We start from the raw sequence: 23,391 nt of genomic DNA, 5'->3' as shown, positions 1-23,391 counted from the left end.
ATTAATTATGTGGGGGAAATGAAAATGGTTTTACCTGAAATCGCTAAATTAGGGCATGTAGCATTAGTAACTCCAGATCTTGAAAAATCGCTTTGGTTTTTCCGCGATGTAATTGGTTTAGAAGTAACAGAGCAGGTTCAAGATACGATTTATTTACGAGCATGGGGGGATTTTGAGCACCATAGTCTTTCTATAACTGCTGGAGAAAGTGGATATGTTGATCATATTGGCCTCCGAACAAAACGCCGAGAAGATGTCGAAGGATTTGCTCAATTGCTTGAAAAAGTTGGAACAAATGTAAAGTGGATAGAAGCTGGTACAGAAACAGGACAGGGAAGAGCTATTCGCTTTAAACTTCCAAGTCAGCATACCTTTGAAATCTACTATGATGTTGAGAAACCTCATGTTGAAGAAAAACGGCGGTCCGTATTGAAAAATCAAACTTATAAATCATGGAACCGTGGTGTTTCACCAAGAAGATTTGACCACGTTAATATTCATACATCAACGGATGCATCATTAACCTATGAGTTTTTAGAGAAGCAATTGGGATTCAAAATGAGAGAATTTCTTAAAGATGATGACGATAACACAGTTGCTGGCTGGATGAGTGTTACTGCCTTAGTCCATGATGTCGCAGTTCTTGCAAAACCACAAGCACCATCACCGGCTAGACTTCATCACATTGCTTATTGGTCTGATAATATGCAAGATATTCTGCGGGCAGCTGATATATTAAAAGAAAATGGAATTGACTTTATCGGTCCTGGTAAACATGGAATTTCGCAAGCCATGTATTTGTACGTGATGGACCCAGGTAGTGGATGCCGTGTTGAATTATTTAGTGGTGGCTATTTAATCTTTGAACCCGATTGGGAGCCAATCGAGTGGACGATGGAGGAAAGAGCTCTAGGGAACACCTACTGGGGAGATTCTGTCCAAGATAAGCCGCAAAATAACATTACAATAGAAGCAAAATAATCCAGTACCGTTTAGTTTGAGTAAAAATACGTTTAGAACATGGGGGATTTACATGGAAACGATTTATTTAAACCCTGATAATCTGGCTTACTGGCAGCATAAAGCAAAACCGAGCATTATGGCATTGGGATTTTTTGATGGTCTTCATAAGGGGCATCAAAAAGTGATTGATACCGCTTATGAGATTGGGAAGAAACAGAATTTATCCCTATCGGTCATGAGTTTCTTTCCACATCCGAAGACCGTTTTATCCAATGGGAAAAAGCAAGTGAATTACTTAATGCCGCTTTCTGAAAAAGAAAAGGTGCTTCGAACACTTGGGGTTGACACATTTTTTATTGTAGAGTTCGATAAAGAGTTTTCAGGGCTGTCCCCCGAACAGTTCGTTTCAAAGTATTTGCTCGATCTTGGTGTCGTTCATGCAGTAGCTGGGTTTGATTACACTTACGGCTTCAAAGGAGAAGGAAATATGGATCGCATCAAATGTGATTCAAAGGGACTTCTTGAAGTAACAAAGGTTTCAAAAGTCGAGCACCTAGGAGAAAAAATTAGTTCAACCTGTATTCGTGAAAAATTGTTAAAAGGGCATATAAATGACCTACATGATCTTCTAGGACGACCGTATGAAGTGGAATGTTCTTATGATGGAGAGACATTAAATTTAAGACCTTATTACACGTTGCCAGCCCCAGGTAGGTATGCGGTTACTATGTCTGGTGAATGTCCATCGCAAGATTTAGAGGTGATTATTTCAGAAAAGAAGGAGGTTATTACACTTAGGCCATTATCAGAACTAAACCTTGATAACAATGCGAGATTCACGATTACTTGGCATAGGCAGATAAGTAAGAAAAACGCTGCTCCCTTTTATGAAAATAGGTGGAATTATGCGAATTTAGTTCGCTCCGTTCATAGCGGATAAAAGATTGATATAGAAAGAAAAGGTGATTACAAGGATGACGAAAACAGAGAAATTTCATGAGTTACTTCGTGAACCAGGTTCCTTTATCTTACCAGGAGCCTATGATGCAATGTCAGCTAGATTAATAGAGGAAACTGGTTTCAAAGCGATTTATGCAACTGGCGCAGGAATATCGAATGCACAAATAGGGTGGGCTGACGTCGGTTTAACTTCTTTAAAAGAAGTCGTTGATATTGTTGCAAGAATGGCGGATGTTACGTCTGTACCGATCGTTGTTGATGCGGATACCGGATTTGGAAACGCCATTAATGTGATCCGAACTGTCCGCGAGTTTGAAAGAGCTGGAGCGGCTGCCATTCAAATGGAAGACCAAGTTTCACCAAAGAAATGCGGCCATTTTAGCGGTAAAGAAGTCATTTCAAAGGAAGAAATGGTCAATAAAATCAAAGCAGTACTAGATACAAGGCAAGATGACAAATTGGCTGTCATTGCACGTACGGATGCCCTAGCAGTAAATGGAATGGGAGATGCGATCGAAAGAGCACATACGTACAGAGAAGCGGGGGCTGACATCATTTTTGTTGAAGCGCCAACGACCATTGACCAATTAAAGGAAATAACAAATTCGTTAAAAGGAATTCCCCAAATTATCAATCTCGTAGAAGGGGGAAGAACTCCTTTGATGTCTTTACTAGAGGCAGAAGAAATTGGCTTTAAGATTATGCTTTGCGCTAATACAGCACTACGATCTGCTATTAAGGGAATTACTGAATCGTTAAAAGTTCTTAAAGAAGAGGGTTCCCAAGAAAATGTAATGGATTTAATTTGTACATGGGAAGAAAGACAGTCACTTTTTAAACTAGATCAAGTGAAACAATGGGAAAAAGAGTATTTATATAACATAAATTTAAAATAAAAAAAGGTGGTAATTATAATGAAAAACTATGTAGAATCCAAAAATATTAGCTTAGAACTGGCCAACAAAATTTTAGAAGCAGCTCATGTAAAGGCAAAAGAACTTGGCATGCCATTTAGCATTGCGATCGTTGATAAACCAGGAAATTTAAAGTCTTTTCAAGCGATGGATGGTGCACCTATCTTAAGTCTAGATATTGCTCAAAATAAAGCCTTTTCTGCAGCCGCTTATAACAGAGCAACGCATGAATGGTATGACAGATTAAAGGATGATCCACCATTGTTGCATGGAATTGTTCATACGCCTAGACTTGTTATTTTTGGCGGGGGCTATCCTATCAAAGTGAATGGGGAACTTGTTGGTGGAATTGGAGTCAGTGGAGGCCATTATACTCATGACATGCAGGTGTGTGAAGCTGGTCTTAAAGTGTTAGAAAACCTAGAGTAAGGATGTGTTATTAGATGAAATCCTATGATTTGGTTATTTTGGGTGGAGGACTAGCTGGTATGTGTGCTGCCGTTGAGGCAGGTGAGCAGGGCGCTGACGTCCTGCTCCTTGAAAAACAAGATGAACTAGGAGGCAGTACCGTACTTAGTTCAGGGTATATGGCTTTTGCTGGTACGGATATGCAAGTAGAGGCCGGCATTACGGACTCTACTCAGTCTCTTATGGAGGACATGATTGAAGTCGGTGCAAGAATGAATGATAAAACTTTAATTGAAACCTATGGTCAACATCAATTAGAAACCTATAACTGGCTCATTAATCTTGGGGTCGAATTTCGAACCCTGCAAGCCGTCAGTGGTCATAGTGTTCCCCGGGGCCATACCATTGACCCACATCAAGGCATTCAGGCACTGTATAAAAGGGTGAAGGAATTTTCAAATGTAGAAATTTTTTTTAATGCCAGGGCGTCGAGATTGCTAAAGAACGAAGAAGGACGAATCGATCGTGTTGTCTACGAGGCGGACGGAGAAAGTCATACGGTTCTTGCAACAAAAGGGATTTTACTAGCATCCGGGGGTTTTGCTAAAAGCGAGGAGCTTCTTAAGCTGTTTGCCCCCAAGCTTGATGGATCACTAAGAATTGGTAGTGAAGGAAATCAAGGTGATGCTTTAAAAATGGCATGGGAGCATGGGGCGTGGGTACTTGATCTTCCTTACTTAAGTGGGACATATGGTTTTCACCCTTCAGCAAATAGTGCAGTTAAATCGCAAGGGTTGGCTTTTTATAAAGGAGCAATCATGGTCAATCTGCTAGGAAAGCGTTTTGTCAATGAATCTCTCTCTTATAAGTTACTTGGGAATGCCTCTTTAGAGCAGCCTGAAGGAATTTCCTATCAGGTCTGGGATCAAACCGTAATGGAAAAAGCGGTCCATGATGATCCGCTTTATGATTTTGAATTACTTAAGCGTCGTCGTTTGTTGTATGAGGTGGATACATTGGATGAACTAGCCGACTGCATTGACGTACCTATTGAAGTGTTGACTGAAACCATTTCTAGATATAACAAAGGAATTCAAAATGGGGAAGAGGTTGAATTTGGTCGCAAGTCGCTTACACACAATTATGGCGAACCAACTCCGATTGAGAAAGCGCCATTTTATGCATTTGAGTCCACGGTTGCGATGCTTGCGACTTATGCTGGTGTGGCCGTAAATTCAGGGGGACAGGTGCTTAATCCATATAGCGAACCAATTCCTGGACTATACGCAGCTGGTGAGATTACTGGTGGTTTTCATGGTGCGGGATATATGACTGGAACCTCACTAGGCAAGTGTGCCGTCTTTGGACGGTTAGCGGCTCTTGGTGCTTTGAAGACAGAAACGGAAGCAGCGAAATAATATAAATAAAAGAGGGATTAGAGACCTTTAAATAGATGGTAAGTAATAACAATTGTTATCGGCCAAAGGAGGTAAAAATATGAAGATCTGGCATCAAAGTTTGACCAGTATTGAATCGGTTATACCATACAGGGATGCAGTTATGAATCATGTTGACCGTGTGGCTCGCCCGGGTGTAGAAGTTGTTTTACATGGGATGTCAAAAGATACCTATCCAACCAATTATCCAGGACATTTTATAACCTATTCCTATTTACAAAACCTGCATAGGGAGCAATTTATCCGTGGCGCTTTAATAGCTGAGGCTGCGGGATATGACGCTATGTTCATTGGAACCATTCCGGATGTGGGGCTTTTAGAGGCAAGGACACTTGTGGATATTCCAGTTGTTGGATACGGTCAAGCTTCATTCCACATGGCTTCCATGCTTGGAGATCGTATCGGTGTAGTCAACTTCTTAGCTCCACTAGCTGATGAACTTCGTCAAAATGCAGAGCGATATGGTCTTGGAGGCAAGTTAGGGCCTATCATCCAAACGGAAGTAGGCTTCGACGCTGTACTGGCTGGCTTTAATGATCCTGAACCTGTCATTTCCTCTTTTAAGAAGGCCGCTGAAAAAGCGATTGCTGAAGGTGCAGATGTGATTGTTCCAGGAGAAGGTCCAATGAATGTCTTTCTAGCTACTCATGGTATTTCCCGGATAGGTGATGTTCCTGTGGTTGACTCTTTCGCAGCTGGAATTAAAATGTGTGAGTCATTAGTGGATCTACGTCAAAACTCTGGTGTCTATATAACCCGCCGTGGATATTACAATGCCAAACCACCAGCTGAAGCAGTGGCAAGGCTTCGCGAACTGTATAATTTAGAGGCAGTTCCAGATCCTGAAAATGACAATGGACTCCCTGTTAGAGGTAGAAAAAACTCTTCACCAGTGTCTTAAATCTAGTATTAGTTTTTTGAAAATTTAAAATATAATAAAAAACGTGTAGTTATGAGGTGAGCGATAAATGCATATCGTCGTGTGTTTGAAACAGGTTTTGGACCCAGAGATTCCACCACGATATTTTAAAATTGATCCCGAAACGAACCGACCAGATAAGGATGGCTCTGATATGGTGATGGATTCCTATGCAGAAAATGCACTTGAAACAGCTATTCAACTAAGAGACAAGATAGAAGGTGCAAAGGTGACAGCGCTTTGCCTTGGTGATGAGGAATCAGAGGATGTTCTTCGTCGAGCTCTTGCTTTTACAGCCGATAATGCTGTTCGTGTATGGGATGCAGAATGGGAAAATCTTGATGGTCAGGCGGTGGGATATATTTTAGCGCAAACGATTAAATCGATTGGTGGCGCAGATTTGGTCTTAACGGGATATCAAGCAAGCGATATTGAGGAAGGATTAGTGGGAACGGTCATAGCCGAAGAACTCGGAATTCCTAGTGTAACTCTTGTATCTGAATTGGTGGCAGAGAGGAAAAACATCAAGGCTTCATGTGAGGCGGAAAATGGATACGCAGTAGTGGAAGTGCCAACTCCTGCTGTCTTTACCATTATCAGTTCTGAAAAAAATGTTCCGCGCTTACCTAAAGTGAAGGATGTAAGACTTGCTAGGAGTAAACCAATAAGGGAATTGGAAACTGAGGATATTGACGATTTAGATGTAGAGCGGTGTCAGCCTACTCTAAAACTGGAAAGGGTCTTCGTCTCTAGTAGAGATGTTGCTTGTGAGGTTCTGCCCGGGAAAGATGGACCGGAGCTCGCGGGGGATTTGGCAGGTAAACTAGTAGAACTAAAGGTTTTGTAGGAGGTAGATATACATGAGCAATGTACTTGTATATGCAAATCAGCTAGGAGGAAATCTTAGTTCAAATGCTCGTGAAGCATTAACATTAAGCCGTCGTCTTGTCAGGGCTACCGGCGGAGAAGTTGGAGCAGTACTAGTTGGTTCTGAAGTGGAGCAGGGTGCCCGTGAAGCAATCGCCTGTGGAGCGAGCAAAGTTTATACAATAGAAAATTCATTATTAGTAGACTATCAGGTTGAATTGTATTTAGATGCCTTATGTGCTGCATTTCAACAATTTGATGCCAATATTCTCATGCTTCCATTTGATAGAAAAGGCAAGGATCTTGTTGGTCGACTGGCTACACGCCTTAATGCTTCTGCTATTACAGAAGTGACTGATACCAAGAATGAAGATGGTCAGGTGAGGTGGATTCGCCCAATTTATGGTAACAAGGCTTTTGGAGAGTATACAGCTACTCGAGGAAAGGTGGTTGTTGGCATAAGACCAAAGAGCTTTGAGCAAGCCGTTCCTGATGAAACAAGAACGGGTAGCATTATACCAGTCAATTACAAAGTTTCAGAAGAGAATATCGTTACAAAACTAGTAGAAAGTATTGAATCAAGTCTTTCGGGCATGCGACTTGAGGATGCTAGAATCATTGTTTCGGGCGGAAAAGGGATAGATGGTCGAGAAGCCTTTAATGACCTCCAGGCTTTAGCAGATGTATTAGGCGGAGTAGTAGGTGCCTCCCGTGCTGCGTGTGACGCAGGTTGGGTTCCAACCAATTTACAAGTTGGTCAGACGGGTGCAGTCGTAGCCCCAGACTTATACATTGCTGTTGGTATTTCTGGTGCTAGTCAGCATCTTTCTGGGATTACAAATGCAAAAACGGTTATTGCAATCAATAATGATTCTGAAGCTCCTATTTTCAAAAGGGCAAATATCGGGGTTGTTGCAGATTATAAGACGATCATTCCAACCCTTACAGAAGAGCTGAAAAAGAAACTTGGAACTGACCAAAGAAGTCATACTTGCAGTTGATTCCTTACATCTTAACTGTACTTTTGTCTAATCAAACTAGATTACGAGGAGGACATGAAAATGGAAAGAGAATTGGATTATGACATTGTCGTAATTGGTTGTGGTGTTGCTGGGACTGCTGCAGCATTGTCTGCAGCGGAAACAGCAAAAGAAGAAGGGAAAGACCTTCAAATCGCCTTATTAGAGCGTGCTGATTTTGACCATAGGGGCGGTAATTCACGTTGGACAGCATCTTACATGCGAATGAAGAATATTGATGAAGTTGCAGATAATTTTGTTCGAGATATGATGGTTTTCTCTGACAACTATTCAGACCAAAAATACATTGAAACACTTGCAGCAAATGCAGGTAAGACGCTAAGGTGGGTACAGGAAAAAGGGGTCGATTTCGATTATTTGCCGACCATGTTCTTAACCTCATCCAAGCCGCGTTTGCTGCCTGTTGGTGGTGGCCGTGCCATCATTGACACTTTATCTCGTCGGGCAAGTGCTCTTGGTGTTGAAATTATTTATGAAGCTACCGTGTGGGATATGAAGCTTGATGAAGATGGAGCGGTGAATGGAATTAGTGTACGAGTGAAAGGTGGATCTTCATTACATCTAAATGTGGGTTCTGTCATCATAGCTGCCGGTGGATTCCAAGGAAATCAAGAAATGATGTCAAAATACATTGGCAGAGACGCTCATAAAATCCGGACGGTATGCGAGGGTGGATTATTTAATAAGGGTGAGGCGATTCGACTGGCAATGGACATAGGGGCAAAAGGAGCCGGGCAGTTTGATTCCTTCCATGCGGAACCAGTTGATCCTAGGAGTAAGCGCGAAGAAGCTGCAGTCATGACCTATCCATACGCCATTTTAGTTGATAAAAATGGTAAGCGTTTTGTAGATGAGGGAATAACGACAATCGATGAACAGTATGAAGCAGTCGCACGTAAAATCTTTTACGATCTTCCAGACCATATTGCATATATGATAAGTGATCAAAAAATGTTTGATATCCCTAATTATGAGCAGGCCTTGGAAACTGATAAGCCTGCAATTGAAGCTAATACACTTGAAGAATTAGCCGCTAAAATTGAGGTACCGGCTGATCAGTTAGTAGCAACGGTCGAATCGTTCAACGCTGCTTGCCAGCCTGGTGAATTCCATTTTGATAAGAAAGACGGTAAACAGGCTATTGGGATTACACCTCCAAAGTCAAACTGGGCAATTCCAATTGACCAGGGTCCATTTATCGCATACCCAATTGTCTGTTCAAATGTATTTACAAATGGCGGCATAGCCACGGATACAAACGGACGTGTTCTTTCTCAAGATGATTATCCCATTCCAGGTATGTACGCAGCTGGTGAAACAGCTGGTCTTTACTATGGTAAATATCCAGGAGGAACGTCCGTTTTGCGTGGCCTAGTTTACGGTCGCCGAGCAGGTAAACATGCCGTTTCTTATGTAAGCAATCTAGAAAAACTGCAAGTATAAGCCACTGAAAAAGTCCTTTAAGCATACTCGGGGAAGCTACAATGGTTCCGCTCAGTGCCCACAGCTTAATTGGGGGACGAATGAATTCATATCGACGTTCCTCCTAGTTGTTTTGATTTGGAATCAGCCAATATAATTTTTATTGAGAGGATGATCGTTTTGGAATTAAAAGACAAAGTAGCATTGGTAACTGGAGGTGGAAGAGGGATAGGTAGAGAGACTTGTATTCTATTAGCGAAACAAGGCGCCAAAGTAGGGATTTTTTCGAACAACCCGTCAGAAAGTCAGGATACTGCTAAATATATTCAAGAAGAAATTGGTGGTGAAGCGATCTCTCTAAATGGAGATGTTCGTTCAGAAGAGGAAGTTAATAATGCAGTCCAAGAATTGCAAGAAAAGTTCGGGTCTATTGATATTTTAGTAAATAATGCTGGTGTTATGAGTTTAAAACCGTTCGTTGAAACAGATGTGAAGGAATGGGACTTTATTCAGGATGTCAATGTTCGAGGTGTGTATTTATGTACACAAGCTGTAGTGCCGAAAATGATAGAGAAAAGAAATGGTGTAATCATCAATCTTTCTTCAATTTGGGGAACAAAAGGTGGTCCAGATAGAAGTGCCTATACCACCTCAAAATATGCAGTTATTGGTTTTACAAAAGCATTAGGTGAAGAGATGAAACCATATAAAGTTCGGGTAAATGCAGTATGCCCGGGTCCTGTTGATACGAAAATGATGGAGGACCTTGCCCCTGATGTAAACAAAGATAATTGGTTACACCCTATAGACATCGCAAATGTCATTGTTGATCTATGCTTGCCTAAATCAGTTGCTGTTACTGCTACTGCTATAGAAGCATTTGGCAATGGCCGTCCAGTTAATCAGTAAAATTAAATTGATAAAGCTACTGCCGCAATAACTCTAATTAAATTAAAGACATATCCCCCTTCCTCCCTTGTCAAATTATTTACCTTAACAGCCGTTCTTCGCTTCTTAAGATGATAATTATCAATCCTTAATAACAGTGTCTTAAGGTGTTGAGAGGCTTCAAAATAGGGGGATATTGATATTTAAAATGGGGTTTGCTAGATGAAGATCTTTAAGGAGTGAGTTATATGAACATATTCGTTATTATGAAGCGAACTTTTGATACAGAGGAAAAAATTTCAATCAAAGGTGGTCAAATCGATAACAGCGGAGCAGAATTTATCATAAATCCTTATGATGAGTATGCGATTGAAGAAGCAATCGTTATTCGCGATGAGCATGGTGGGGAGATAACAGTGGTCACAGCGGGGACCCAAGATTCAGAAAAAGAACTTCGGACAGCTCTTGCAATGGGTGCAGATAAAGCCGTACTTATTGATTGTGAAGATGTCGAGCAAATGGACCAATTCTCTACAGCTACGATCATATCAACCTACTTAAAAGATCAAAAAGCTGATATTATCCTGAGTGGTAATGTGGCTGTTGACGGTGGGTCAGGACAAGTTGGACCTCGTATTGCTGAATTACTTGGTATGCCACAAGTAACTACGATTACAAAACTGACGATAAATGGCAACATGGCGACAATCGTTCGTGATGTCGAAGGGGACGAAGAAACAATTGAGGTATCTCTTCCTGTTCTTGTAACGGCACAACAAGGTTTGAATGAACCGCGTTACCCTTCTCTACCCGGGATTATGAAAGCGAAGAAAAAACCATTAGAAACCCTTGAATTAGATGATCTTGATTTAGAAGAAGAGCATGTTGTAGCGAAGACAGAAACGGTAGAAATATTCCTACCCCCACAAAAGCAAGCGGGTAAAATCCTTGAAGGTGATGTGAATACACAAGTGACAGAGCTTGTTTCATTATTAAAGTCGGAAGCGAAAGTCATATAATTGGAGGGTTCAACATGGAAAAAAAAGTATTGGTATTAGCTGAAATACGTGATGGCGAACTTCGTAATGTGTCATTTGAGGCCATTGCAGCAGCAAAATTAATTACGGCTGGGGAAGTGGTCGCAGCCGTTTTTGGTGAAAATGTTGGAGAGGCAGCAAATGCATTAATTGATTACGGAGCCGATCGAGTTGTGAAAGTGGAAAATCGAGATTTGACAGAATATACAACAGATGCGTACCAACAAGTGTTACTTCAAGTAATGGATGTGGAGCAACCAAATGGTGTTGTAATGGGACACACTGCATTAGGGAAAGATTTATCGCCGCGAATTGCAGCAAAACTAAGTATAGGACTAATCTCTGACGTTGTAAAAATTGAAGCAGACGACAGTGGTGACGTTCTGTTTACCCGTCCGATTCATTCGGGTAAAGCGTTTGAAAAGAAAAAAATGGCAGGTATGATTTTCGTGACAATACGTTCAAATAATATCCCACCACTTGAAAAAAATGAGTCAAATGCAGGAGACATTGGCATTATAAGAGCTGAGATTAAAGACCTTCGTACAAAGGTTAAAGATATTGTTCGTAAGGCGACAGGGAAAGTCGATTTAACAGAAGCCAATGTGATCGTTGCAGGTGGTCGTGGCGTAAAAAATAAAGAAGGCTTCAAACCGTTAGAAAAACTTGCTGAGGTTTTAGGGGGGGCAGTTGGTGCATCTCGTGGTGCATGTGACGCGGAATACTGCGACTACGCCCTTCAAATTGGACAAACCGGGAAAGTCGTTACCCCAGATCTTTACTTTGCCGTGGGGATTTCGGGAGCAATTCAGCATTTAGCTGGAATGTCTAACTCGAAAGTCATTGTTGCAATTAACAAAGACCCCGAAGCGCCTATTTTTGAGGTAGCTGATTACGGTATTGTTGGTGATTTATTTGAAGTATTACCGATCTTAACAGAAGAGTTGAAAGTAGTTGTAAATCAGTAAAATAAGTTTCCAACTTTCCCCATGTACAATCGTTTGCGAAAATCTTAAATAAAGCAGGCGTCAAATTTGCGATAATTGGAAGCAAAGAAAAGAACAGCGGCGATACACCACGTCGTATTGGTAACGAGTTTTTATTCCAAGAACTCGCAACAGCGAACATTGAAACATTCCAAAAGCATGAAGTAAGAAAATCGTTACGATTGATCCTCATGCGTACAATACATTTAAAAATGAGTACCCCGACTTTGGACTCGAAGGCGTTGAAATATATCAACATACCGAACTTCTCGCACAGTTATTAAAAGAAGGAAAAGTTATACCGAAATATGAAGTGATGAAACGGTTGTTTACCATGATTCTTTTTATTTAGGACGTTACAATGAGGTCTACAGTCCACCTCGTGATATTTTAGAGGCGATTCCAGGTGTTAAGGTTGTCGAAATGGAACATAACCGTGAAAAAGGCATGTGCTGTGGAGCTGCTGGGGTATGATGTGGATGGAAGAGAATTCAGGAGAGCGTATTCACGTCGCTCGTACTGAACAAGTGCTTGAAGTAAATCCGAGTGTAATTTGAAGTGGCTGTCCGTATTATTTAACGATGTTAAGTGATGGTACAAAAGCGAAAGAAGTAGAAGCGCAATCCAATGGCTTCTATTTATTCTGCTATAAAATGCCCTTACTGCGGTCGTTCTGCATTTGAAGATGATTACTACAAAAGCGATGAAAAATATATTAGCTGTCTTCGGTGCGGATTTAACTATTCCAAAACAATGAAAGAGGGGATTAATAACCTTTTCGAATATGAGGAAGATAGACAAGAAGGACATGGCGTATTTTCATTAGTTAAAAAAGATGGAAAGCGAGAGATGAGGATGTTGAATTATCATTTGACTAATAATGATATTGATAAGTATAAAAAAACATTCCTAGAGAAGGATGTTGATCAGGAGAAAAGCTATCTAGTTACATATGAAGCTGAGACTTTTATATAGTATTAGGGAATCCTCCAGAAAACTTCCATTTGTCCTTTGAAGAATATAAGGTGAAAATGATTGAAAAATATGGCGTTGATTATGAATACATTGAACACATTATACCTATTGGAGAATAGCCGATGAGAAGGTAAGTAAGTTTAACAACATGATACAAAATTCAAGCGTTTTAATTAATGTAATGGACAAAAGAAAGATAAGAAAAAAGTGCGATCATTCACACTTTGCTTTTTACGGTTTCTTTCTCGACCAATATAGTGCAATAGATGTCATTTGGAAAGGGGCCCAAGCGGATTTCACTTACCACTCGGGCTGATCTATCGATTATTTATAGCTAAGATTAAACCGCATAAGATTAGTTATTTATTTTTTGAAAGTGAATCTGAAATTTGCTCGGCTGTTATTTGCCCATTTTTTATACAGGCTCCTATTCCCACTCCATAGTAGGAGCAACCCGCAAGAATGACATTAGGAAATACAGAAGCCATTTTCTCACTCAGTGCACGAACCGCCTCGCTATGGTTCAAATCGTAGTTAGGCATTAAATGATCCCAGTTAGTCACTTCGATCGCTTTTGGTTGCCCTTTAATCCCAATACTCTTTTCAACATCTGATAAAGCAGTAAGAATAAGGTCGTGATTTCCCATCTGTTGCAAAGATGGATAGGTAGGGTTTGAACTTTTATAGAATAGTCTAACTAATAAGTTATGCTTGTCAGATGTATGCTTCCATTTCCGACTTGTCCACGTACAAGCATCACAATGTACATCGTTTTTATCTGAAACAATAAATCCAGTACCATCAGCAGGCAGCTGATCATCTGAAATATCAAAACCGAAGTAGATACTTTTTAGAGACGAATTTGTTAATTTAGCAAATTCATCGTTTAATTCATAGTGATCTAATATCGTTTGGGCGACGTTATGTGGTGTCGTTAAAATAACATAGTCAGCTTGTATCGTTTCGTAATTGGAAAAAGTAATTTGATATTGTTCATTATTATTTATGATTTTTGTCGTGTGAACCCCTTTTAAAATTTGAGATTCTTTTAATTCTTCCTCGAGTCGGTGAATCAGCGTAGAAAGTCCGTTTTTAAAAGAGATGAATTTTCTATCTGATTTAGAGCTAAATTTTTTTTGGTTTTCTGCTAATCCTTTGATGATGCTTCCGTAGTGATTTTTATAATCAAGTAAGTACGGGAGTGTAGATGCAATGCTAAGCTTGTCAAGTTTTCCTGAATACACCCCCGATAACACCGGTGCAATTTGTTTTTCGACCAGTTCTTTTCCTAAGAAGTGCTCGAGAAAGGCTCCGATTGAACTGTCTTGGGTGAAGTGTTCGTTTTTAGTTTCTAAATCTTTTAGTGCTTCTTGTTTTCCCTTTTCCGAAACCAATGTACTTTTGAACAAGGACTCGACACTTGTTGGGATTCCAAATACAGTGTCAGCAGGGATTGGATGTAACTCATTATTAGAGAAAATATAGGAAATCCCTGTAGAATTATAAACCACCTCTTCTTGTAACTGTAAATCTTTTATTAAAGGCGTTACACTTTCATGTCTTGCAACGATCGAATCAGCCCCTGTTTCCATTATGAACTCTTCACTTTGAACTGTATTGATCTTCCCACCTAAATAGTGATTTCGTTCAACAAGAATCAACTCAACCTCTATATTCAGCTCTTTTTTTAATTTGTGTAAATAGTGCATGGTGGATAGGCCTGTGATTCCACCACCTATAACGACAACGGTTTTCAGCGTTCTCACTCCTAAATATCTAGTTTAGATCTTATTATAACCTATGGTAGTCATAAATTTTCTTTTTCAACTCTTTTGACATCATCCTGACACATTCAACGATTAAAGTATGTCTTGTAACAAATCAGTTTAAAGCTAAAGGTAAAAAATGAATAAATTAGAAAGAGGGATAAGTAATGAATGAACAAGAGAGTCGGTTTGAAATGAAACAAGAAAAAGGTAAATCAAAGCTTAAAGGTTTTTTAATGACACTGTCAGCTGGGGTGATTGGATCGGCTTTAACATTAACGGTTACGCCGCATTTAGACTATTTTAACCAAGAAACTTCCGCTCTTTATCAGGATACTGAAGTAAAGAGTAGTGAGGGGGAGGTATTGCCAGTTGCACAAATGTCGACAACGACTTCACTAGCAGATACGATCGAATATGCCTCTCAAGCGATAGTAGGGATTGTTAACCTTCAGCAACAGCAGAATCAGTTTAGACAAGGTAGTGAAGCGGTGGAAAACGGAACAGGGTCTGGGGTGATTTTCAAGAAAGCGGATGAGGAAACGTACATTGTGACCAACAATCATGTGATTGAAGGGGCTAATGAGATCGAGGTATCTCTTCATAATGGTAAAAAAGTATCAGCTGAAATAATTGGCACGGATCCATTAACGGACATCGCCGTTTTAAAAATACATGAAAATGTAGATGCTCCTATTCTAGAGTTCGGAGATTCTTCTATACTTCGTACAGGTGACCAAGTGCTAGCTATTGGAAATCCTCTTGGTCTTGATTTATCAAGAACGGTGACTCAAGGGATCGTGAGTGGCGTCGAGCGGACGATTGCGCTCACAACTTCAGCGGGGGAGTGGGATCTAAATGTTATTCAAACGGATGCAGCGATTAACCCTGGTAATAGTGGGGGGGCACTTATTAATACGGCCGGACAAGTCATTGGAATTAATAGTTTGAAAATCTCAGAAAATGGCATTGAAGGGCTAGGATTTGCAATTCCAAGTAATGAAGTGCTGCCAATAATCAATGAACTTATTAAAAGTGGTCAGGTTGCTAGGCCATATGTCGGTGTTGGGTTAGCAAGTCTTGAAGAGATTCCACCATTTTATTTACAGCAACTCCCTAGCTTGGTAACGCAAGGAGCGATTGTGACTTCGGTCGATCCTAACTCAGCGGCAGCAGAAGTGGGATTACAAGTGGAGGACATTCTCGTATCGATTGAGGGAGAAGCGATCAATCGTTCTATTGATCTACGAAAATATTTGTATACCAAATATTCAATTGGAGACAAAGTGAAAATAGAATTTTATCGACAGGGTGAACTGAAATCGGTGGATCTTTCGCTAACTAGCAATCAGTTATTAAATTAATAATGAGGAGGGTTATTGAACTCCTTAAATGAAACGCTGGAAAAGCAAAGTGTAGCCTCCTCTTCGAAAGAACATGATAGTAATATGTGTATAAAGAAGAGATTAAAACACTTGCTGACTTCATCTCTCATAGCTAACGATTAACTTAAGTTATAGTTGAGGAAACAGGAACACTCTTCGGACTGTTCCTGTTTTTTGATGAGCTTTCTGCTAACTATACTAAGATTCATTCCACGGTTTACTCGTTGTAATGAAAGCCGCTAATTCTTTACTTCGGGCTCGGTGTTCTTTGCGTTTGACCGCTCTTTCCTTTCCGGTTTCGTACAACTTTAATTCTTCGTCGGTTTGAGGGATTACTTGAGGGATTTTTGTCGGTTTCCCATTCTGATCAAGAGCAACAAATGTTAGAAAAGCGGTTGCTGCAATTTTTCGTTTACCTGTTAACAAGTTTTCTGCGATGATTTTAACAAATATCTCCATAGAACTCGTGCCTGTATACGTGACAAATGATATGAAGTTTACAGAGTCTTCTGGTGTGATAGGAGAAAGGAAATCGACTGAATCTGTTGAAGCTGTAACGCATTCTTTTCTAGAGTGCCTAGTAGCTGAAATTGACGCAATCATATCAACATCACTCATTAGTTTACCACCAAACAAAGTGTTGTGATTATTGACATCGTTAGGAAAAACCCTACTTGTTCTGACTACTTTTGATTCACTCACAAATTTTGTTTCCATTTGTATACTCCGTTCATAATAGATTTTTAAGGTATTTCACTGATAATATTCAAGAGGTTGTATTCCTTAGTGTGCCAAGTAGTATAAGTAATAATCTATCCATAGATTAAGTAGTCTGCTTATTTTAAACAATTCAAAAGGCTAACTGAACGATCTTCTGTTTTGTTTTGAACTACTATGTTAAAACTAAATATGATCATAGCCATTCTTACAATTATAAGGATTAACTACTTATTTTTCCAATCCTTGTTGTAAGTGACGGTTTCTCTGTTTATACTTTAAAGATAGTGTAAAAATCTAGACCATTCATTTGAAAGGAGACATCTATGACGAAACCTATAAAATTTGATTTACATACGCATAATGAAATGTGTGGGCACGCCATTGGTACGATTGAGGATTATGTTAAAGCGGCTTTAGAAAATGGGTTGGAGTTTATTGGAATTTCCGATCATGCGCCGTATTTTCATAGTGATGAGGATCATCCCTTCCCACGGATTACAATGGCAAAATCGGGGTTTTCCCAATATATCGAAGAGGTTTTACGTTTGAAAGAGCGCTATGCGGATCGAATTGAGGTTCTTCTTGGGATTGAAAGTGATTTTTTTCCAGAGAATTGTGAAGTGTACAAACGATTTTTAGATGAGCAACCTTTTGATTATGTGATTGGTTCTGTCCATTTTGTTGACAATATTAGTATTTTTAAAAAAGGTCGTTGGGAAGGATTAACGACTGCTGAGAAAGTAAAAACAAAAGAAAGCTACTATAGGCTCATTGAACAATCTGCACGTTGTGGTATGTTTCAAATTCTTGGACATATTGATGCAATGAAGGGCTTTTATCCGGAGTTTTCTTCTATACAAGTAGACGCAATCGATCATACGCTGCGGGTAATTGGAGAACATGAATTAGTCATTGAAATTAACACATCTGGAAAGACAAAGGATTCTGGTGGCTGGTATCCGGCAGATGATATATTGGAAAGAGCTTTGTTTCACAATGTCGGAGTCACCTTTGGTTCAGATGCCCATACCCCTGATCGTGTAGGCGACGAATTTGATGAAGTGCAGAAGAGGCTGAAAGAAATAGGTTTTAAAGAATTAAATTACTTCTCTAACAAACAGAAACGCTCTATTCTTATTTAGGTGGGGGAATGTTTTTGAGGGCTCATAAATTTGAAGTAAAAGAAGATGGGGATTAATCAGTAATTTAGCATTAATAAATTGGTTTAATGCAATGGGAAACTGTTGAGACGATTCTTGACAGTTTTTTGTTGTTTAAGGAATTTATCGGCTTTTAGCTAGTATTAGATAAAATATTAGTTTAACGGCTTCAGCTGTTAAACTATTAAACTAACGATGCAATCGAACAAATCATGGCTTTTTACGTCGCTTTACCGAGTTAGATGAATACAAGGATGTTTATGATTTGATTGGCGTATTCTTAACAGGTAAAGAACCAGGTTGAAACTAATTCAGTTTACTTCTTGTTTAGTTGGTGCACGGGATTTAATGAATAGAGATAGAGCAGTAACGTTTTGGATAGGAAAAAGTAAAGAAAGTATGGAGAGAAACTGTTGAGACGATTCTTGACAGTTTTTTTACTTTGTTTGGATAACTTGGTAAAGATGACCACCAAATAAACACAACTGAATATGTTGGTTTTTTGGAAAGAAGATTTATAACAAGTTTTTAATTTGCCTACAGATATGACCTTCCCTAAGTTGGAGGAGTTGACCTGTTTAAATCCGAGATTGACATTTTTAACTACCAATAAGCCCAAGAATAGGATAAAGGAAATGAATATACTGCTAATAACTTAAAATGTATTTTTTCAAAAAAGAGAATCCTCTTTTAAAAAGCTTGATGGTTTTTCACAAATAGCCAGTTTCGATCAAGAATTGCGAATAAAACATGGGATCACGAAGGTTGGTGAATCTAATGGTTACAAATAATAAAAATAGTTTAAAAGTTGGAGATTGGGTTAAAGGTAAGACGCGAAATGGGGAATTGTTACGCGGTTATGTAGAACATATTGAAACTTTTAATACACTCATGCAAGTAAAGGTAATAGTAAGTGACAATAAAAAGCTTATAGGAAGGATCATCAAACTAGATGAAAATGAATTAGAAAAGCAACCGATTATATCTGATTGGAGTGAAGGGGAGCTTTTTAATTTAATTGATTTATCACTCTCCACTAGAGACAAACAATGGTTTATTGAAAATAGTTGGAAATTAAAAAGGAAACGAAATACGATATCGTTTATTAAAAAGAAGGATTAGTGTTTAGATATTGTGATTGGAAAAGTAAGGGAGGAGTGGGTTGTGCGTATTAAAAAAGTGTTCGTAGAAAAACGTCTCGCCCATTCCGTTAAACTACATAGAGGGAAATGTTTGACGTTGTCATACGTAGGTAGGGTTAAATAATGATTATGGGATAAAATAATTGACTAAGGTTAAAGGAAGGGATTTTTACGTAAAAGTAAAAATCACTTCCTTGTTTTTAGTTTGTTTTAAATCGGCTTACTTCCGATTGTAAATTTTTAGCTGTATGAACTAGATCATTAATCGATGCGACGATTTCCTGCATTGTACCGGATTGAGTTTCTGTTGACGCTGCTACTTGCTGAACATTTTCAGAGTTTTGAATGGAGATTGTTTTTATGTCATCTATTGAAGCAGCGATTTCTTGAATGTTTCGATTGATTTCGTTTGATAGTTGGTCGACTTCGCTAATATCACTTGTAATACCAAAAATAGAACCGGATATTTCTTTAAAAGAGTTGCTGGCATTGTTTACTAGTAACAGTCCTTCTTTTACTGATTTACTACCTTGTTCTGTTAGGAAACGGGTGCATGGGTTTCACTTTTAATTTGGCTAATGAGTGAAGCAATTTCAGTCGTTGCTCTACCAGATTCTTCGGCTAGTTTTCGAACTTCTTGAGCAACAACCGCGAACCCGGCCCCGTGACTACCTGCGCGTGCATCTTCTATTGATATTGATGCATTCAAAGCAAGTTTATTCTCTTCAGTATTTTATTACTCAACACTTCTCCAAACATCTCTGTTGATTCAGGTTTGTGAAGCTCAAACCGTTTTTTTATTTTGATAGGGCTTTTAAAGGTTCAATTGTTTAGAGGCTCATTTTAGAGGGGGGCTATTGAAAAAAGTAGGAACATTGATATTAGTTATGTAGAAATGACTGAGGAATAAAAGGAAGCGATTGTTTATCTTAATGCGATGCTTAGTGTACGTAAAATGAAAAAATTAGCATCGATTAAGTCTGGATGTGTTTGGCGAGGTTTTGTTCTGTATAAAAGTGAACATATGTAACCTCTAAAAAGGAAAACTTTACAAAAGGGATTATTAATAAATGGTAAAAGTTAGTAAAATAAAAGCACATGTAGTCAAGTATTAAATGAGCTTTTAGCAGGTCAATTTCATTAAAAGGAGCAACGTGAGAAGCCCGAATGCTTCTTGCGTTGCTCTTAATGTATGAGGGCAGTAATGGAAAGGATAGTATATTCTAAATATCACAAAACAAAATCAAGCTAAGTAAATAGGTAGTTATTTTCCACTTTAAACGGTTACAAATTCTTTTTATTAGCAGTAATACAAATGTCTCTACAAAGTATTATCTCGAAATCGGTACTTCACCACTAAATCTAGGAATCGTTCCCTCATCGATATTAAAGCTTAACTCAGGAATTTCTAAAAAGTTTTTAATGGCTAGAGCACATGCCCCCATTACACAAGCTTCTTTTCCAAATTCTGAAATAAGTAGTTCTTGATAATGACTTACTGAAGACTTTAAACTAGCCTTAATTTCATTTATTGCATCTGGATGCATTTTCAATAATTCACTATTAAGCACAATCGTTTCGGGATTATAAAGATTTATGATGTTATTAAGACCAATAGATAAATAATAAATAAATTGATTCATTTGTTTACAAGTGATCGACTCTTGATCATGTATCCATTTTTGAACATCCAGATAAGTTATGTCTTGTGTATTTTGTTTTTCAAAAAGATCTTTAAAAAAGCTAGATTCAGATGCATATTGTTCCCAGCAACCTTTATTTCCACAATTACAAGGCTTTCCATCGGGAACAACAATCATATGTCCCATTTCACCTGCGTAACCATGATGACCTTTATAGAGTTCGCCATTAATCATGATTCCAAGTCCAATACCTGAGTACAAGCTAACACATAATAAATTAACACTTTGATGATGTTTATAGACTTGTTCAGCAAATGAACACAAGTTAGCGTTATTTTCAATATAGAGAGAAGCTCTAATCTCCTTTTCTAAGTCTGTTTTCAAATCTTTATTATGCCACTTATGTTGAGGGACAAAATTAATGATTTGTTCTTCTGTAACAATACCGTGAATTCCTATTACGATTCCGACAATTCCATAATGACTCTTAGAGTATTTGTTTTGATATCTTTTTATATTTTCGATTAATATACGAAGTACACTCTCATAATCAGAGGTATTCAGTTCAATTGTGTCTGAAGATAGGGGAGAGCCTAATAAATCAGACAAAGTAAATGTAATTTGTTTGTAGTCTAAGTCAATTCCTAATGCGTATCCCGCTTTGCTATTAAGAGAAAGCATGATAGGCCTTCTCCCGAGAGAAGTGTGTTCTTGTTGAGTTTCCACAATTAATTCTTCATTTAATAGATCAGCTACTTGGACAGAAACAGTAGCTTTATTTAAACCTATAGTTTTTGATAATTCTGCCCGCGATATCAATCCATGTTCAATAATTTTACTTAATAAAAAGCTTCTATTAATTTTTTTAATATAGGCAGCATCACCAGTAATCATATAGCTCCTCCTTATAAATAAAAATAGCTGTATCAAAGTTGAACAATTCCTTCGTTAAAAGGAGACTGTTAGAAATTGCTTCATTCATTTGATATACTTATTTGGAATTCATTATTATACCATTATACATTTTTTTGATAGATAATATCAGCTAAATTAGTTTTATAAAAACGTTTTTCATTTAATATAGAGAAAATCGAAATAAAGATTGACATAAAAACCCCTTTAATGATATTCTACAGTTAATAATTTGTTTGGTCAACAAATTAATTGCACTATGAGAGAAATGTTAATAATAATTGTAAATCAGTCTCATAATAATATGACCATTTAAATAATTTACTCCTTAGAACGAGCTACTTATCGAAATGAAGAAGTTTAATAATTAATTGAAAGCATCAATAAAACAAATGAAAACTACTTGGAGGTAAGATTTATGAAGGAATTTTTAGGTGACGATTTTCTTTTAAGTAACAAAACAGCTCAACAACTTTATACTAACATTGCTAAAACATTACCGATACATGATTTTCACTGTCACTTAGACCCACAAGAAATTTGGGAAAATAAATCATTTGAAAATATGACCCAAGTTTGGTTAGCAGGGGATCATTATAAGTGGAGAGCTATGCGTTTGAATGGTGTTAAAGAAGAGTTGATTACAGGAGATTCCGAAGATTGGGAAAAATTTAAAGCATGGGCTGAAACCGTTCCTAATTTAATTGGAAATCCTTTATATCATTGGACTCATATGGAGCTTAAAACATTCTTTAATATCGAAAAAAGGTTAAGTCCTGAGACAGCTCGTGAAATTTGGGAAGAGTGTAATGATAAGTTGCAACAACCAGAATTCAAACCACGTAAGTTTATAGAAAGATCAAATGTACAATTTATAGGTACAACAGATGATCCAACTTCAATGCTTGAATATCATAGTTTATTAAAAGGTGATGAAACATTCACGGCGGAGATAGCCCCGACATTCAGACCAGATGGTGCACTTTTTCTTGAAAAGCCAACTTTCCATGACTGGCTAAAGAAACTTGAAAACGTATCGGATCAAGCGGTAACTTCTATCAGCGATTTGCTTGTGGCAATGCGACAAAGAGTGGATTACTTTAATGAAGTAGGTTGTCGTGCTTCAGATCATGGTCTAACTCAAATGGTCTTCAAAAATGTTACGCAAGATGAAGCAGGACAGATTTTTAATAAGCGTTATCAAAATGAAACTCTTACAAGTGATGAGATCATCAGTTATCAATCATTTCTTCTTTTTGAATTAGGGAAAATGTATGCAGAGAAAAAATGGGTCATGCAAATGCATATTGGAGCTACTAGAAATAATAACACGAAGATGTTTAATCTTTTAGGTGCTGATGCAGGGTTTGATTCAATTGGAGATGCTAGCATAGCTGAAGGGTTAGCTCAATTCTTAGATGCATTAGATCAGAAGAACGCTCTACCGAAAACAGTGCTATACAACTTAAACCCGCGTGATAATTATGTGTTAGCCACAATGACTGGAAACTTCTATGAGGCAGGAATCCCAGCAAAAGTGCAATTCGGTTCTGCATGGTGGTTTAATGATCATATCGATGGTATGGTTAAACAATTGAAGGATTTGGGCAACCTGGGACTTTTAAGTCATTTTATTGGGATGCTAACAGATTCTAGAAGCCTGCTTTCTTTTGTACGTCATGATTATTTCCGAAGAATATTATGCAACCTAGTAGGTGAGTGGGTCGAAGACGGAAAAGCACCAAATGATCAGGTGCTTCTTGAAAAGATGATTCGTAATATTGGCTATGATAATGCGGAAAGATTTTTTAAAAATCGTTAGAAGAG

At 38.4% G+C, this 23,391-nt stretch carries 20 protein-coding genes and 2 pseudogenes; 18 read left to right on the top strand and 4 right to left on the bottom strand.

The window, feature by feature from the left end:
• Positions 1 to 24: 24 nt before the first annotated feature.
• The 14 genes and pseudogenes from LDX58_RS15730 (at position 25) to LDX58_RS15665 (ending at position 12,836) form a co-directional block, all read left to right on the top strand.
• Positions 25 to 981 (top strand): VOC family protein, encoded by a 957-nt coding sequence (locus LDX58_RS15730; RefSeq protein ID WP_227937771.1) that lies wholly within the window; start codon positions 25 to 27, stop codon positions 979 to 981.
• Positions 982 to 1,033: 52 nt separating this feature from the next.
• A complete protein-coding gene (locus LDX58_RS15725) occupies positions 1,034 to 1,903 on the top strand; it encodes an FAD synthetase family protein (RefSeq protein ID WP_227937770.1) in 870 nt (289 codons plus the stop codon).
• A gap of 34 nt (positions 1,904 to 1,937) precedes the next feature.
• Positions 1,938 to 2,819, top strand: a complete 882-nt coding sequence (locus tag LDX58_RS15720) for an isocitrate lyase/PEP mutase family protein (RefSeq protein WP_227937769.1) — start codon at positions 1,938 to 1,940, stop codon at positions 2,817 to 2,819.
• Positions 2,820 to 2,837: 18 nt separating this feature from the next.
• Positions 2,838 to 3,266, top strand: coding sequence for a GlcG/HbpS family heme-binding protein (locus LDX58_RS15715; protein ID WP_227937768.1), 429 nt, complete (start codon positions 2,838 to 2,840; stop codon positions 3,264 to 3,266).
• Positions 3,267 to 3,280: 14 nt separating this feature from the next.
• Positions 3,281 to 4,663, top strand: a complete 1,383-nt coding sequence (locus LDX58_RS15710) for an FAD-dependent oxidoreductase (protein ID WP_227937767.1) — start codon at positions 3,281 to 3,283, stop codon at positions 4,661 to 4,663.
• A 79-nt stretch (positions 4,664 to 4,742) separates the two neighbouring features.
• Positions 4,743 to 5,603: an aspartate/glutamate racemase family protein gene (locus tag LDX58_RS15705; RefSeq protein WP_227937766.1), complete on the top strand. Its 861-nt coding sequence runs from the start codon at positions 4,743 to 4,745 to the stop codon at positions 5,601 to 5,603.
• Positions 5,604 to 5,670: 67 nt separating this feature from the next.
• On the top strand, positions 5,671 to 6,468 hold the full coding sequence (locus LDX58_RS15700) for an electron transfer flavoprotein subunit beta/FixA family protein (protein WP_227937765.1): 798 nt from the start codon (positions 5,671 to 5,673) through the stop codon (positions 6,466 to 6,468).
• A gap of 13 nt (positions 6,469 to 6,481) precedes the next feature.
• On the top strand, positions 6,482 to 7,489 hold the full coding sequence (locus LDX58_RS15695; protein ID WP_227937764.1) for an electron transfer flavoprotein subunit alpha/FixB family protein: 1,008 nt from the start codon (positions 6,482 to 6,484) through the stop codon (positions 7,487 to 7,489).
• A 60-nt stretch (positions 7,490 to 7,549) separates the two neighbouring features.
• Positions 7,550 to 8,971 carry an FAD-binding protein gene (locus tag LDX58_RS15690; protein ID WP_227937763.1) on the top strand — a complete coding sequence of 474 codons (1,422 nt, stop codon included), beginning with the start codon at positions 7,550 to 7,552 and terminating at the stop codon, positions 8,969 to 8,971.
• Positions 8,972 to 9,130: 159 nt separating this feature from the next.
• The gene (locus LDX58_RS15685) at positions 9,131 to 9,859 is read left to right on the top strand and encodes an SDR family NAD(P)-dependent oxidoreductase (RefSeq protein WP_227937762.1); all 729 of its coding nucleotides are present in this window, start codon (positions 9,131 to 9,133) and stop codon (positions 9,857 to 9,859) included.
• 227 nt (positions 9,860 to 10,086) lie between these two features.
• Positions 10,087 to 10,857 carry an electron transfer flavoprotein subunit beta/FixA family protein gene (locus tag LDX58_RS15680; protein ID WP_227937761.1) on the top strand — a complete coding sequence of 257 codons (771 nt, stop codon included), beginning with the start codon at positions 10,087 to 10,089 and terminating at the stop codon, positions 10,855 to 10,857.
• Positions 10,858 to 10,871: 14 nt separating this feature from the next.
• Positions 10,872 to 11,843 carry an electron transfer flavoprotein subunit alpha/FixB family protein gene (locus LDX58_RS15675; RefSeq protein WP_227937760.1) on the top strand — a complete coding sequence of 324 codons (972 nt, stop codon included), beginning with the start codon at positions 10,872 to 10,874 and terminating at the stop codon, positions 11,841 to 11,843.
• Positions 11,844 to 11,872: 29 nt separating this feature from the next.
• A pseudogene (locus LDX58_RS15670) lies at positions 11,873 to 12,544 on the top strand ((Fe-S)-binding protein); the annotation flags it as partial.
• A complete protein-coding gene (locus LDX58_RS15665) occupies positions 12,489 to 12,836 on the top strand; it encodes a hypothetical protein (protein WP_227937759.1) in 348 nt (115 codons plus the stop codon). The pseudogene LDX58_RS15670 and the gene LDX58_RS15665, both read left to right, overlap by 56 nt.
• A gap of 359 nt (positions 12,837 to 13,195) precedes the next feature.
• Here LDX58_RS15665 and LDX58_RS15660 read toward each other — a convergent pair whose 3' ends face one another.
• Positions 13,196 to 14,593, bottom strand: coding sequence for a protoporphyrinogen oxidase (locus LDX58_RS15660; protein WP_227937817.1), 1,398 nt, complete (start codon positions 14,591 to 14,593; stop codon positions 13,196 to 13,198).
• Positions 14,594 to 14,769: 176 nt separating this feature from the next.
• On the opposite strand from LDX58_RS15660, the gene LDX58_RS15655 reads away from it, so the two are divergent.
• Positions 14,770 to 15,966 (top strand): S1C family serine protease, encoded by a 1,197-nt coding sequence (locus LDX58_RS15655; protein ID WP_227937758.1) that lies wholly within the window; start codon positions 14,770 to 14,772, stop codon positions 15,964 to 15,966.
• Between the two features lie 219 nt (positions 15,967 to 16,185).
• Here the strand turns inward: LDX58_RS15655 and LDX58_RS15650 are convergent, their stop codons facing one another.
• Positions 16,186 to 16,704 carry an acyl-CoA thioesterase gene (locus tag LDX58_RS15650; protein WP_227937757.1) on the bottom strand — a complete coding sequence of 173 codons (519 nt, stop codon included), beginning with the start codon at positions 16,702 to 16,704 and terminating at the stop codon, positions 16,186 to 16,188.
• Positions 16,705 to 17,030: 326 nt separating this feature from the next.
• On the opposite strand from LDX58_RS15650, the gene LDX58_RS15645 reads away from it, so the two are divergent.
• The gene (locus LDX58_RS15645; protein ID WP_227937756.1) at positions 17,031 to 17,849 is read left to right on the top strand and encodes a histidinol-phosphatase; all 819 of its coding nucleotides are present in this window, start codon (positions 17,031 to 17,033) and stop codon (positions 17,847 to 17,849) included.
• 795 nt (positions 17,850 to 18,644) lie between these two features.
• On the top strand, positions 18,645 to 18,989 hold the full coding sequence (locus LDX58_RS15640) for a hypothetical protein (protein WP_227937755.1): 345 nt from the start codon (positions 18,645 to 18,647) through the stop codon (positions 18,987 to 18,989).
• Positions 18,990 to 19,615: 626 nt separating this feature from the next.
• Here the strand turns inward: LDX58_RS15640 and LDX58_RS26985 are convergent.
• Positions 19,616 to 19,736: pseudogene (locus tag LDX58_RS26985) on the bottom strand (methyl-accepting chemotaxis protein); the annotation flags it as partial.
• A 604-nt stretch (positions 19,737 to 20,340) separates the two neighbouring features.
• On the bottom strand, positions 20,341 to 21,546 hold the full coding sequence (locus LDX58_RS15630; protein ID WP_227937754.1) for an ROK family protein: 1,206 nt from the start codon (positions 21,544 to 21,546) through the stop codon (positions 20,341 to 20,343).
• A 436-nt stretch (positions 21,547 to 21,982) separates the two neighbouring features.
• Between LDX58_RS15630 and uxaC the strand changes: the two genes are divergently transcribed.
• The gene (gene uxaC / locus LDX58_RS15625) at positions 21,983 to 23,386 is read left to right on the top strand and encodes a glucuronate isomerase (RefSeq protein ID WP_227937753.1); all 1,404 of its coding nucleotides are present in this window, start codon (positions 21,983 to 21,985) and stop codon (positions 23,384 to 23,386) included.
• The last annotated feature ends 5 nt before the right edge of the window (positions 23,387 to 23,391 follow it).

The sequence above is a fragment of the Alkalihalobacillus deserti genome (assembly GCF_020734105.1).
GTDB classification, from domain to species: Bacteria; Bacillota; Bacilli; order Bacillales; family Bacillaceae_D; genus Halalkalibacter; species Halalkalibacter deserti.
Note: the sequence above shows the minus strand (reverse complement) of the source record. Positions and strands in the feature narration are given on the sequence as shown.